The 12,437-nt window shown below is 63.2% G+C and carries 11 protein-coding genes; 4 read left to right on the forward strand and 7 right to left on the reverse strand.

The annotated features are described in order from the left end of the window. Positions 1-26: 26 nt before the first annotated feature. Positions 27-452: a four-helix bundle copper-binding protein gene (locus GBEM_RS19330; RefSeq protein WP_012532301.1), complete on the reverse strand. Its 426-nt coding sequence runs from the start codon at positions 450-452 to the stop codon at positions 27-29. 266 nt (positions 453-718) lie between these two features. On the opposite strand from GBEM_RS19330, the gene GBEM_RS19335 reads away from it, so the two are divergent. Then, positions 719-1,600, forward strand: coding sequence for a DUF362 domain-containing protein (locus GBEM_RS19335; RefSeq protein WP_012532302.1), 882 nt, complete (start codon positions 719-721; stop codon positions 1,598-1,600). Continuing rightward, positions 1,597-3,183: a 4Fe-4S binding protein gene (locus GBEM_RS19340; RefSeq protein ID WP_012532303.1), complete on the forward strand. Its 1,587-nt coding sequence runs from the start codon at positions 1,597-1,599 to the stop codon at positions 3,181-3,183. The genes GBEM_RS19335 and GBEM_RS19340 overlap by 4 nt, the downstream gene beginning before the upstream one ends. Before the next feature lie 160 nt (positions 3,184-3,343). Here GBEM_RS19340 and GBEM_RS19345 read toward each other — a convergent pair whose 3' ends face one another. After that, a complete protein-coding gene (locus GBEM_RS19345; protein WP_012532304.1) occupies positions 3,344-4,951 on the reverse strand; it encodes a methyl-accepting chemotaxis protein in 1,608 nt (535 codons plus the stop codon). A 337-nt stretch (positions 4,952-5,288) separates the two neighbouring features. On the opposite strand from GBEM_RS19345, the gene ercA reads away from it, so the two are divergent. Then, positions 5,289-6,449 (forward strand): alcohol dehydrogenase-like regulatory protein ErcA, encoded by a 1,161-nt coding sequence (gene ercA / locus GBEM_RS19350; RefSeq protein WP_012532305.1) that lies wholly within the window; start codon positions 5,289-5,291, stop codon positions 6,447-6,449. Continuing rightward, positions 6,433-8,454: a hybrid sensor histidine kinase/response regulator gene (locus GBEM_RS19355; protein WP_012532306.1), complete on the forward strand. Its 2,022-nt coding sequence runs from the start codon at positions 6,433-6,435 to the stop codon at positions 8,452-8,454. Before ercA ends, GBEM_RS19355 begins: the two co-directional genes overlap by 17 nt. Before the next feature lie 132 nt (positions 8,455-8,586). Here GBEM_RS19355 and GBEM_RS19360 read toward each other — a convergent pair whose 3' ends face one another. From GBEM_RS19360 to GBEM_RS19380, 5 genes are all read right to left on the reverse strand, one after another. Next, a complete protein-coding gene (locus GBEM_RS19360) occupies positions 8,587-9,666 on the reverse strand; it encodes a class I SAM-dependent methyltransferase (protein WP_012532307.1) in 1,080 nt (359 codons plus the stop codon). Between the two features lie 99 nt (positions 9,667-9,765). After that, positions 9,766-11,295, reverse strand: a complete 1,530-nt coding sequence (locus tag GBEM_RS19365; protein WP_012532308.1) for a methyl-accepting chemotaxis protein — start codon at positions 11,293-11,295, stop codon at positions 9,766-9,768. Next, entirely contained in the window at positions 11,288-11,758 is a 471-nt protein-coding gene (locus GBEM_RS19370) for a hydrogenase maturation protease (protein ID WP_012532309.1), read from the reverse strand. Before GBEM_RS19370 ends, GBEM_RS19365 begins: the two co-directional genes overlap by 8 nt. Then, positions 11,731-12,186 (reverse strand): hypothetical protein, encoded by a 456-nt coding sequence (locus GBEM_RS19375; protein WP_012532310.1) that lies wholly within the window; start codon positions 12,184-12,186, stop codon positions 11,731-11,733. Before GBEM_RS19375 ends, GBEM_RS19370 begins: the two co-directional genes overlap by 28 nt. Then, positions 12,183-12,437 carry a 4Fe-4S dicluster domain-containing protein gene (locus tag GBEM_RS19380; RefSeq protein WP_012532311.1) on the reverse strand — a complete coding sequence of 85 codons (255 nt, stop codon included), beginning with the start codon at positions 12,435-12,437 and terminating at the stop codon, positions 12,183-12,185. Before GBEM_RS19380 ends, GBEM_RS19375 begins: the two co-directional genes overlap by 4 nt.

Consider the following 12,437-nt stretch of genomic DNA (forward strand, 5'->3'; position numbering starts at 1 on the left):
GGCGGCCTGCGCCGCCCCCCAATTCTTTATAACAGGCTGGTCCTGCTCCCTTCGGAGAGGCGGGAAAGCGTCTCCTGGCAGATCTTTTCACAGTTGAGGCAGGATGCGCGGCAGATCCTGCAGTGCTGGTGCATTTCGGAGTGCACCTCGCATTCCTGGGCACAGGCCCGGCAGGCGATGGCGCAGCTGTCCAGTTGGGCCCGCAAAAGTAGCGGCGCCGGCTCGGTCTGGCGCGACAAAACCCGCGCCGTCGTCTGGCAGATGTCCGCGCAGTCGAGGTTCAACCTGATGCATCTGGCCAACGTCTGCACCTGCTCCTCCCCGAGGCAGGCATCCGCGCAGGAGGTGCAGACATCGGCGCATTCGACCAAGGCATTGACGCATTCGGTGACGACAGTGAGATCCAGGCTGGTCCTTTTCGGGTGGGCGTTCAGCATATCCATTGTTTTCATTGAGCTTCTCCTGTTAATTGGTGGTTTGGCCGTGAAACAATTAGCCAATTCTAACCATGCAGCGGAAGAATTCAACGAATAAACCTGTAAAAGCTCCCTTTTCCTGAGCAGGCCGGCTGTCGCTTTAGCCGCCGCATCCGCCGCCAATCCGCTGGTACGCCGGCTCCACATGAGGCCAAGCATTTTTTCCGCCCGGATTGTCATGGCGCGATTTGTTCCTATAATGAGAGCTGGAAAAAATCACGCCAACCTGCTCCGGAGGCTCTATGGAAAGAAGAAGTTTCATCAAGCTGCTCGGTCTTTGCTCGATCTTGCTGCCCGGTTCGCTGCGGGAACTTTTCGCCGCCCAAGGTCCGGTGGTAGCCGTTTCCCAAGGAAGCGACCACGCAGCCGCCGCGCGCAAGGCGATCGCCGCGCTGGGGGGGATGCAGCGCTTCGTCAAGGCGGGGCAGACCGTCGTGGTCAAACCGAACATCGGCTGGGACCGGACGCCGGAATTCGCCGCCACCACCAATCCGGCCGTAGTGAAAGCCCTCGTCGAGGAGTGCCTGAAGGCGGGGGCCAAGAAGGTAAAGGTCTTCGACCGTACCTGCAACGACGCCCGTCGCTGCTACGCCAGCAGCGGCATCGAGGCGGCACTGAAGGGAATGGAAAACGTCGAGGTAAAGCACCTGGAAGAGGAGCGCTTCAAGAAGGTGGCGTTGAACGGCAAGGCGCTCAAGGATTGCGAACTCTATGGCGAGGCGCTCTCCGCCGACGTCTACATCAACGTCCCGGTGGCAAAGCACCACGGACTGAGCCGCCTCACCCTGGGGATGAAGAACGTGATGGGGATCATGGGGGGCAACCGCGGCTCGATCCACAAGAACCTCGACCAGGCGCTGGCAGACGTGAACAGCTACTTCAAGCCCCAGCTCACCGTGATAGACGCCACCAGGATACTCACCGCCCACGGCCCCCAAGGGGGGAACCTGGCAGACGTCAAGGTCCTGAACCAGGTGATCGCCTCCACCGACATGGTCGCGGCCGACGCCTATGCCACCACGCTCTTCGGTTTGAAGCCCTCCGACATCGCCGTCACCAGGACGGCCTACCAGCGCGGGCTGGGGGAGATGAACCTGGACCGGATCAGGGTGGTCAAGGCATGAAGTTTCCGCGCCCCCCCCGCATCTCGCAGCTTTTCTTCCTCCTCCTCTTCCTGATCCTTTTCCTGATGACCGAGTACCGCGGCAGCGACCGGATCGTCGCCGCGGTGAACGGGTTCTTCCGGGCCGATCCGCTCACCGCCGTTAGCAGCATGCTGGCGGTGAAGGGTTACCTTCCGCTGCTCTTCCCCGGGCTCCTGGTGCTGGCCCTCTCCTTGATCCTCGGGCGTTTTTTCTGCGGCTGGATCTGTCCGCTGGGAACCCTCCTCGACCTTGCGACCGGCAGGATAGGGAAGCTCGGCCCGGTCAGGGCGCTTCAGGGGAGCGCCAAATACTGGCTTCTGCTCCCGTTACTCTTCGCTTCCCTGTTCGGGCTCAACCTGGCCGGGCTCTTCGATCCTATCGCCATCCTGTTGCGCGCCCTCACCTTCTTCTTCCACCCGCTTTTGGGAGAGACGGCGCGCGGCGGCTGGAAATCCCTCTACGGTTTGATCGAGGAGCGCCGGGACTTCCTCGACCCCGGCTACCACCTGCTGCGCGACTACCTCCTCCCTTTCCGGGAGACGCTCTACCCACTGGCCTTCCTATCCGCGTTCCTCTTCTTCCTGGTCCTCTTCCTGGAGCGCTACGAAAAGCGCTGCTGGTGCCGCCGGCTCTGCCCTTTGGGGACCCTGCTGGGCCTCGTCTCCCGCTTCGGCCCACTGCGGCGGGTCCCCTCGAAGCTCTGCCCCGACTGCCGCGCCTGCCGCGAGCATTGCCCGACCTCCTTTGACCGCGAGCTGCTGCAGATGGACGAGTGCATCCTCTGTCTTCAATGCGCGCTCAACTGCCCGTCGCAACGGGTCCGATTCGATTTTAGGGGGATGCGGCCTGAGGCGGGGCCGGTAATGGAGCGGCGGGTCCTGCTGGGGGGGCTTCTAGGAGGCTTCGTCCTTGCCAGGACCTTCCGCTTCCGGGAGCCGGAAGCCAAGGCGAGGATGCTGCGACCTCCCGGGGTGCGGGAGGAGGGGGAATTCCTGGAGAAATGCGTGCGCTGCGGGGAGTGCATGAAGGTCTGCCTGAGAAGCGCCCTTTACCCTGCCTTCCTGCAGGCGGGGCCGGAGGCGCTCTACACCCCGGTCCTGGTGCCGCGCCTGGGATACTGCGAGTACAACTGCACCCTCTGCGGCCAGGTCTGCCCCACCGGCGCCATCCCCGATCTTGCCGTCGAGGCGAAAAAGCGCGAGGTGATCGGCAAGGCGGTCTTCGACAAGAACCACTGCCTCCCCTTCGCCAAAAGGGTGGACTGCATCGTCTGCGAGGAGCACTGCCCGATCCCGCAAAAGGCGATCCGCTCCGAACTGGTGGAGCTGACCGGTTTCCAGGGGGAGAAGCTGCAGGTGAAGCAGCCGTACGTGGTGAGCGAGCTCTGCAACGGCTGCGGCATCTGCGAGAACGTCTGCCCGCTGGAAGCAAAGTCCGCCATCGAGGTCTTCGCGGTGAAGGACCGCACCCCTCTGCCCCCTCCCGCCGACGCGCCGTCCGCACCGGCCTCACAGCCCCCCGGCGGAGCCCCTCCCGATCCCTATGCAGGAGGTAACGGCTGACCCGCCAGGATAATGGTCGTAGACGAAGGGACCAGCGGGGGCGGCGCACGAAGGTATTGAGTTGGTTGCTAAGAAATGAATACGGCGCTTCCTCCGGGGGGAAGCGCCGTATTTACGTCACGGTTAGTGTTCCGAAGTTACGGACTCGTCGTCTTGTCCGTCAGAGCCTGAACTGCTGCACCAGCCTTTGCAGCTGTTCGGCAGTCCCGTTTAGTTGATGCGCCGCGGTCGCGGATTCGTGGGCTCCCGACGCGGTGTCCCGCACTACCTGGGATATCTGCTGCATGCTGCTGGAAATCTCGCTGGTGGTGGCGGTCTGCTCCTCCGCGGCGGTAGCGACCTGGTTCACCTGCATGGCGACGTCGTGCACCTGCTCCAGGATTTCGCGCAGGGCGTCTCCGGACTTCGCCGCCTCCCTGGTTCCCGCCTCCACCTGCCCGACCCCCTGCTCCATGGCTGCCACGGCCCCCTTGGTCTCCCTCTGGATCGCCTTGATCATCTCGTCGATCTCCCTGGTGGCCCGGGTGGTGCGCTCGGCGAGGGCGCGGACCTCGTCCGCCACCACCGCGAAGCCCCGCCCCTGTTCGCCGGCGCGGGCTGCTTCGATGGCGGCGTTCAGCGCCAGGAGATTGGTCTGGTCCGCGATGTCCTCGATGGTCACGATGATGGCGCCGATCTGATCGCTGCGTTCGCCAAGGGTTTCCACCGTCCGGGCCGATTCCTGGACCTTGGCGGCGATCTCGCCCATGACCGAAACGGTTCTTTCCACCAGGCTTGCGCCGCCGCTGGCCGATTCGGCGGCAAGCTTCGCTCCCTCGGAGGCTTTCTGGCAGGTGAGAGCTATGTCCCCTGAAGTCGTCGACATCTCCTCACCCGCCGTGGCGACGGTCGAGGATTGCGCCGCGACCTCCTCCGCGCCGTTGGCGATACGTTCCGCAGTCGCGCTCAGCTGTGCGGAAGCGGCCACCACCTGGTTGGAGGTATCGGAAATATGATTGATCATCTCGTGCAGTCTCCCGATGATCCCGTTGAACTCCCGGCTCATGATGCCGAGTTCGTCCTTGCTGTCGATCTCCACCCGCCTGGTCAGATCCCCCTCGTGCACCGCGGTCATGACCACTCTCATGGCATCGATGGAGCGCATGATGCTCCTCAGCAACAAGAGCCCCACTACCATCAGCAGCAGCAGACCTGCGACTCCGGCCACCACCGCCTCCACAATCGCCATCCTGCGGTCAGCGTCGAACTCCTCGTCCGCCGCTTCCATCTCCTTTTGCATGGAAGCGACAATTTTGTCGACTCCCACCTCGACCTTCGCGACCTTTTCATCGATTTGAGCGTCGAGCGCGCGCAGCTCCGGCGTGACGCCGTCGGTCGTCTTCAGGAGAGGAAGCATCTGCCCCTCGAACAGGTTCACCACATCGTTGACAGCGGCCTTGACATCAGCCGTTATCTTCTTCTCCTCCGCCGTATCGACGGATGTCTCTACGGCTGCGATGTTTTTCAAGACCTCCGTCTTTGTCTCATTCCAGCTCTTCGCGGTCTCGTCGAGGTTCCGGTTTATCTCCGCGTCGGCAATTATCCGGTACAGCGCGAGCCCTCCCATGGAGGCCTCCTTGGCCAGAACCGCGTCTTTGGAGCGTTTCGCCCCCTCATCCTGAATCCGGCCGAGCTTTTCTATGTTGCCGTACTCGAAGGCGACGATCCCGAAAACGGTGAGGAAAAGAACGACGAGATTGAGTACGATCTTGGACCTGATGGTGGACATATGGCCTCTCCTTTGTCACTTCTATTTGAGTGAGTATTCAGTGACAACAAACGGTATCGGTGCATGGCAGCATCGCTACATAGGAGATGTCGACATCGGATTGCAAGAATCTCCCGACTGTCTTAAAATCACCGGGACTGTCAGGTTGGAGCAAGGTCAAAGGGAAAGATCAAGTCGCCGTGGCAGCATGTGATCGAGATAAATTAGCTACAACCAACCATGCGGCCGTCTTATTGGTAATGCCTGTGAAATATTGTTATAGTGGTCGGCGAGTTGGAAGCAGACAGTGGCGCTTTTGTCGACAAACGATGAACAACGGAGCAGGGGAGACGGGAGCATGGCGGAAGGTCTCGAACTGAGGAAATTTCTGGCCCCCGAGTTTATTTGCGGCGCCGGAGCGCGGCAACTGGCCGGCAGATACGCCAAGAACCTCGGCGGGCGCAAGATACTGGTGGTGTCGGACCCCGGGGTGGTCGAGGCGGGGTGGACCAAGGACGTGACCGACAGCCTGGAGGCCGCCGGTCTTTCCTATGTCCTCTTCACCGCCATCACCCCGAACCCCAAGGTCGAAGAGGTCATGGCCGGGGTGGCGCTCTACCAGGCGGAGCGCTGCGACCTGCTGGTCGCGGTCGGCGGGGGGAGCCCCATCGACTGCGCCAAGGGGATCGGCATAGTCAGCACCAACAAGAGGCACATCCTCGATTTCGAAGGGGTGGACATGGTGACCTCCCCCATGCCCCCCTTGATCTGCATCCCCACCACCGGGGGAACCTCCGCCGACGTCTCCCAGTTCGCCATCATCAGCAACCCCATGGAGAGGGTCAAGATCGCCATCATCAGCAAGTCGGTCGTCCCCGACATCGCCCTCATCGACCCCGTCACCCTCACCACCATGGATCCCTACCTGACCGCCTGCACCGGGCTAGACGCCATGACCCACGCCATCGAGGCCTTCGTTTCCACGGCCCGCTCCAACATGACCGACCTGCACGCCCTGGAGGCGCTGCGCCTGCTCTCGGCCAGCCTCGTCCCCAGCATACGCAATCCCGAGGACCTGAACCTGCGCGGCGACGTCATGATGGGGAGCCTGCAGGCCGGGCTCGCCTTCTCCAACGCCATCCTCGGTGCCACCCACGCCATGGCGCATAGTCTAGGGGGCGCGCTCGACCTGGCGCACGGGGAGTGCAACGCCATCCTGCTGGACCACGTCATAGAGTTCAACTTCGCCGCGTCGCCGGAGCGGTTCGAGCGCATAGCCCAGGTCATGGGGCTCGACCTGCGGGGCCTGGGGGATCAGGAGAGTAAAAAGGCACTCTTGCGGCATGTCAGGGAGCTGAAGGCCCAAGCGGGGGTGGCCCGGACCCTGGCCGAGGTAGGGGTGGGGGTGAGCGACCTCTCCCTGTTCAGCGAGCATGCCCTCAAAGACCCCTGCATGGCGACGAACCCGCGCCGCCCCTCCAAGAGGGACATCGAGGTCGTGTATGAAGAAAGCCTCTGACCCGCCCCAACCCGACCCCCAGGACGCCCTGGCTGCGCTGCAGCAAAAGCTCGCAGGTCTTGGGGAATCCTCGATGCGCAAGAGCTACTACCCCGAGCTGCAGGAGCGCCTTGAGGAACTGGAACGCTTCAAGGCCTTGCTGGATCACAGCAACGAATCCATCTTCCTGATCGAGGTCTCCACCGGGCGCATCGTCGACCTGAACGACGCGGCCAGCCGCCAGACCGGCTGGAGCCGCGACGAGCTCCTGCAGCAATCCCTATTCGATCTCTCCAACCTGCAGCAAAGCCCCGCCGCGGAAGCGCTCGTCCGCTCCCCCGAGGAGACGGGAAGCGTCCGTATGCTCGCCGTCACCGAACTCCACCGCAAGGACGGCGGGCGTTTTCCCGCCGAGATCACCCTGAACCGGATGCAGTTCCGCGAGAATTCCTACGTGCTGGCGGTCGCCCGCGACATCACCCAAAGGAAGGCGATGGAGGAGGCGCTTAGGGAGAGCGAGGAATTCCTGAAGAACATCGTGGACCACATCCCTGCGGTGGTTTTCGCCAAGGAGGTGCAGGGGCTGCGCTTCGTCACCATCAACAAGGCGTGCCAGGAGGTGTTCGGCTTGAGCCGGGCGGAGGTGCTCGGCCGCACCAACTACGACCTCTTTCCAAAGGAGCAGGCCGAGTTCTTCACCAAGATGGATCGGGAGACCCTCGCCAAGGGCGAGCTGGTGGAAGTCCCGGAGGAGACCATCACCACCGCAAACGGCGACCGCATCCTGCGGGTGAAGAAGATCCCTCTTTTCGACAACCAGGGGAAGGAGCGTTTCCTGCTGGGGATCGCCGAGGACATCACGGAAAGGAAGCAACTGGAAGAAAAGCTGCTGCAATCGCAGAAGATGGAGGCGATCGGTCAGCTGGCCGGCGGGGTGGCGCACGACTTCAACAACATCCTGATGGTGATACTCGGCTACGGGAGCATCCTGCTCAACGAAGGGGCGCTGCCGGCGCGGCAAAAGGAGCAGGTGGAGCAGATCATGAACGCGGCGGACAAGGCGGCGAAACTCACCTCCGACCTCCTCGCCTTCAGCCGAAAGCAGGTGATCAAGCCCGCCACCATGAACCTGAACGACATCATCCTGCACGTGGAAAAGTTCCTCTCCCGCATCATCGGCGAGGACGTCCAGCTGAAGGCGCGGCTCGCTCCGCGCGAACTGCAGGTCGACGTCGACCGGGGGCAAATTGAGCAGGTGCTGATCAACCTCGCCACCAACGCCCGCGACGCCATGCCCAAAGGGGGGCTGCTCACCATCGAGACCTCGTCGCTGCAGATCGACGAAGCCTTCGTCCAGGCCAACGGCATCGGCGCCCCAGGCCCTTACGCCGTCATCTCCATCTCCGACACCGGCGTCGGCATGGACGAACAGACCCGCAGGAGGATCTTCGAGCCCTTCTTCACCACCAAGATAGTGGGGAAGGGAACAGGCCTCGGCATGTCCATCGTCTACGGCATCATCCAGCAGCACAACGGCTTCGTGAACGTCTACAGCGAGCCGCAGCTAGGGACCACTTTCCGCATCTACCTCCCCTTCAGCGAAAAAAGCGCCGACAGGGCTCTGGAACCCCAAGCCCCCGACACACCTCCGGGCGGGGTGGAGACCATACTCGTGGTGGAGGACGAGCCGGATCTGCGCCTGCTCTTGCAGAACATCCTTTCCGGCGCCGGGTACCGTGTCCTCCTGGCCGAGAACGGGCAGGTTGCAGTCGAGCAGTACGCAGCCGGGGCAAGGGGGGAGATAGCGCTGGTGCTGATGGACATGATCATGCCGGGGATGAGCGGCAAGGAAGCCTGCCACGCCATCCGCGCCATCGAACCCGCGGCCAAGGTGCTTTACACCAGCGGCTACACCATGGACATCATCAAGAGCCGCGACCTGTTGGAGGAAGGGACTGAACTCCTCATGAAGCCGGTCCGCCCCCTGGAGCTTTTGAAGAAGGTGCGGGAGATGCTGGACAGGTAGTGAATCAATTGACAATTGACGATTGACAATTGACAACGGTTTGCTTTCGACTGGTCGCGGCGTCAAAATTAGCCGCCGGCTGGGCAGGGGTAGTTGAAAACCATGCGGCACTGCTGCGGTAAAGCCGGGGGGTCAGCTGCGGCAGCGCAAAAGAAAGAGCTTGTCTGCGTACTGTTTCGCCCTAGTCAGATCCTCGCTTAAGAGTGCGGTTGCGGCGACGGGCTTTTTGAAGCGTCGCAAAAAGCTGCGCTCGCCGCGGGGAATCGGCGGGTTCGCCTCCCCCAGGCGCCCCGGTATCAGCAAGGGTGTCAGGTGCGGCCGTGACAGCTCCCCCGCAAGGCACGGATTGAGCCTGAAAGATCCTCCCTCCCCGCATCCCCCCTTGGCATCCTTCCCCAAATACAGCACGAAGTTTCCCGGCGACTCGCGCCGTGCCTCCAGCTCCCTAATCCTGGCCGCCTCCGCGCCCGGATCGGACAGGGCGCCGCGATGGGCGAATATAAGCGGCTTCAGGCCGCTCTCTCCCACCAGTCCCAGGAACCGGTCGATCTTGAAGCTGGTGGCCAACGGGTGGAGCAGCGCGTCGGCGAGCCCCGAGCGCGACGACACCTCCTGCGACTGCTCGAAGAACTCCCGCAGGCGCGACCCTTTCCTCGCACGGGCCACCATCTGCCGCACCTGCTCGGGGGAGCGCACCTTTAATAGGCGCAGCGCCCGCCGGATCGAGTCCTCCTCGAAGCGGGTGTAGGTGCTGTAGACCATCACCCGCAGTATCCCCCCCTCTCCCAGCCTCTTTTCCAGGGCAGTTAGCCCCGCCAGCGGATCTTCCAGGTGGTGCAGCACGCCGTAGCAGTCGATGAACCCGAAGGGCCCCGGCGCGGCCAGAGGGTCGAGCAGGTCCCCCGCCACGAACTCGGGGTGCGTGATGCCGTGCAGCAGGCAGTGCAGCCGGGCCCGGCGCAGGCTTTTTTGGGAGAGGTCCAAGGCGGTGATGGCGCTGTCGGGGTTGGCGAGGGCGAAGGGATAGGGGGCGAAGCTGCCGCAGCCGGCGATGAGGATGCGGCGTAGGCGGTCGGGGGGAAGTTCCCCGTTGAACCTGGCCCAGAGGGCGTCCAGGTTGTTGGCGTAGGTGTCGCAGCGGCGCACCGAGGCCAAAAGTGGGTAGTCCGGGTAGGGGTAAAGCTCGTAATGGCGGCGCACGCTTTCGGGCATGGCGGGCACTCTAGCAAGTTACAGGGTTCAGGGCAAGGCGGAACCGACCTGTCCGACCTGGGTCAAGGGGGACAGGCACCTTGCGGAGCCAGTCCCCTGTCAGAAGCTGAACCGGTTCACCATGGTAGAGAGCTTGGCGACCTGGGCCTCCAGCTCCTTCGCCGCCACGAGCGAGTCGGCCGCGCCTGAGGCGTTCTTCTCGGTGACGCCGGTGATATGGGCCGCCCTCGCGTTGATCTCCTCGATCCCCGCTGTCTGCCCCTCTATGCTGGCCAGTATCTCGTCGGCAAAGCGCGCTATCGCCTGCGCCGCCTCCACCGCGCCTTCCAGCTCCAGGTTGATCTCGCGCGACAGCACCACCCCTTGCCGCGCCAGGTCCTGGGAAGACTTGGTGAGCGTGCCGGTACTTTTAGCCGCGTCGGCCGACCTGATCGCCAGGGTGTGGATCTCGTCGGTCATCGCCTTGAACTCGTTGCCGGCCCCCTCGACGTGGGCCGCTTCGACCGCGGCGTTCACCCCCAACAGGTTCGAGAACCTGGCGATCTGCAACAGGCTCGCAATGAGGGCGCCGAATTCCTCCTGATGCTCCGCACTCAGCTTCTTCTCGAACTCCTTCATGGAACCCGCCGTCTGGGAACACTGCCGGGAAAGCTTGCGGATCTCCTGGGCTACGACACCGAAGCCCCCCGCAGATATCCTCATGCGGGCCGCCTTCTCGATGGTGCTGCCGGAGAGGACCCCGGTCTCCTGGGCAATGCCGTCTATTTCCCCGGCTATGGAGACGGTGCTTTCGGCTGCAGCGCTGATCTCGTCCATGGAAGCGAGCATCCGCCCCATCGCCTCCTTGGCCAGGCGTATGGCATCGGATGCCTTCTTCGCGTCGGCGTTCGCCTCCTTCGACCTCTGCGCACTCTGGGTGGCGCTCTGGGAGAGTTGCGTAAGGCTCACCGAGGTCTCCCCCAGCTCCTTGCTCTGCTCGCTGGCCCCCTGGGCGAAAGAGGAGCTGACGCTGGTAATGCGTCGCCCCACGTCGGAGACGAGCCCTACCGCCTCGCTGACCTGGGCTATGGCGTCGTTCAGCGCAACCGCCGTCGAGTTCATCGCCTTGCGGATTGCGGCGTGCTCTCCGCGGTACTTCCCGCTCATCCTGCTTTTCAGATCGTAGCGCGCCAGGCGCTCCAGCACCTCTCCCGCCTCATGGATAGGGGCGATCACCGCGTCCAGAGTCCCGTTGAAGCCTGCGATCAGCTCCCTCCAGACCCCCTGGTAATCCCAGTCGTTGCCCCGGGTCTTAAGCTTTCCCTCGCTGATGCTGTTGGTCAGGTGCACCGCCTCGGCGTGGATGCCGTAGAGGATGGCCAGAAGCGTGTTGATGTCCTGCTTGATCTGGTGGAACTCCCCCTGGTACTCGTCGATGACGAACGGGGGGAGGTTGCCGTGGGCGATCTCCCGCAACGCGCCGCCGGCGAGCCTCATGGGGGCGACCAAAGCGTCGATCATGCCGTTGATGAGCCGGACCGTTTCCGCGTCTTCCCCCTTGAGCCCCTTGAGGTCCGCGCGCACGTCGAGCTTCCCCGCCATCATCGCCTCGGACAACTCCTTCACCGCCTGGTTGACCGCCTTACTCATGAACGCCTCCCTGTACCAGTCTTCGCACCGCCTCCAAAGCAGGGTCGATGGCGCCCGCCACGGCGCCGGTCATGAACTCCCGGGTCCGGTCGAAGCAGCGCCCCTCTATCCCCACCAGGGTCACCTGCTCCGGCATCTGCTCCGGAAACAGGATCTTGCCGATCTCGATGGTCTCCCTCAGACCCACCCCGTGCACCGATATCTCCGGCCCCGCCTCGGGAAGCCGCTGCCACGGTATCACGTGCACCGTCCCCGGCGCTTCCCCCAGTTGCACCGCGTCGACCACGATCAGGTGCCTCTCCCCATGCAACAGGGGAAGGAGATCGAAACCGCCGACGCCCAAGTACTCCAGCCGGGCCGGCAGGGGGGGAAGCCTTCGGTATACCTCGTACCCCGCGGCGTCGTCGGCCACGAGCTCGTTCCCTATGCAGACCACTATTGCGCGGTCGTCCGGAAGATGCATGACTCACCCACGCTTTCGGCTACCGACTTGACCGGGCGGCAGAGGAGCCCGTTGGCGACGCCGTCAAAATAGTGATGGAACAGGCGGCAGAGCGACTCCCCCGGCTGCTGTTTCCTCAGTCCGCACATCTCCCTCAGGATGCACCTGCCAAAGTGCAGGCGCTCCTCCTGAAGGGAAATCTCGAATCCCGCCTGCATCTGCCGGGCGAGCGCCTCGATCACCTTTTCCAGGGTCGGCTCAGGTATTTCCAGCGGCAGCTTGTTGGCGGTGTCCCTTCCGGCGATCCTCCCCACCGGCGCCGTGTTCCCCCCCATGATGTTGTCTATGGTGCTGGCGAAGGCATCCAGGAGGAACGCCACTTCGTTGCGGGCCTTGAGGTAGTCCTCGGCGCTCAAGTCGACGCTGTAGTTCTGGTCGCTCGTGTTCATAGGAATTTCCCCATCTTCTTGCAGAACTCCTCGTCCCGGTAGAAGTTCTTGACCAGGTGGAAGTCGCGGTGGGTGATGGCGCCGGAGGGGCAGATGTAGGCGCAGGAAAGGCAGGCGATGCAGTCCTCGGCGTGATCCACGCTGCAGATCCTTTTTTCCTCATCCAGCTGGAAAACCTTGGTGGGGCAGATATCGATGCAGAGCTCGCACCCCCGGCAGGACTGCTCGTGCACCATGATCTCGACTGGCAT

It is taken from the genome of Citrifermentans bemidjiense Bem, assembly GCF_000020725.1.
Taxonomy (GTDB): Bacteria; Desulfobacterota; Desulfuromonadia; order Geobacterales; family Geobacteraceae; genus Geomonas; species Geomonas bemidjiensis.

Coding starts and splice junctions, on each gene's coding strand:
- GBEM_RS19330 (WP_012532301.1), bottom strand. CDS start 452: ATGAAAACAATGGATATGCTGAACGCCCACCCGAAAAGGACCAGCCTG.
- GBEM_RS19335 (WP_012532302.1), top strand. CDS start 719: ATGGAAAGAAGAAGTTTCATCAAGCTGCTCGGTCTTTGCTCGATCTTG.
- GBEM_RS19340 (WP_012532303.1), top strand. CDS start 1,597: ATGAAGTTTCCGCGCCCCCCCCGCATCTCGCAGCTTTTCTTCCTCCTC.
- GBEM_RS19345 (WP_012532304.1), bottom strand. CDS start 4,951: ATGTCCACCATCAGGTCCAAGATCGTACTCAATCTCGTCGTTCTTTTC.
- ercA (WP_012532305.1), top strand. CDS start 5,289: ATGGCGGAAGGTCTCGAACTGAGGAAATTTCTGGCCCCCGAGTTTATT.
- GBEM_RS19355 (WP_012532306.1), top strand. CDS start 6,433: ATGAAGAAAGCCTCTGACCCGCCCCAACCCGACCCCCAGGACGCCCTG.
- GBEM_RS19360 (WP_012532307.1), bottom strand. CDS start 9,666: ATGCCCGAAAGCGTGCGCCGCCATTACGAGCTTTACCCCTACCCGGAC.
- GBEM_RS19365 (WP_012532308.1), bottom strand. CDS start 11,295: ATGAGTAAGGCGGTCAACCAGGCGGTGAAGGAGTTGTCCGAGGCGATG.
- GBEM_RS19370 (WP_012532309.1), bottom strand. CDS start 11,758: ATGCATCTTCCGGACGACCGCGCAATAGTGGTCTGCATAGGGAACGAG.
- GBEM_RS19375 (WP_012532310.1), bottom strand. CDS start 12,186: ATGAACACGAGCGACCAGAACTACAGCGTCGACTTGAGCGCCGAGGAC.
- GBEM_RS19380 (WP_012532311.1), bottom strand. CDS start 12,437: ATGCCAGTCGAGATCATGGTGCACGAGCAGTCCTGCCGGGGGTGCGAG.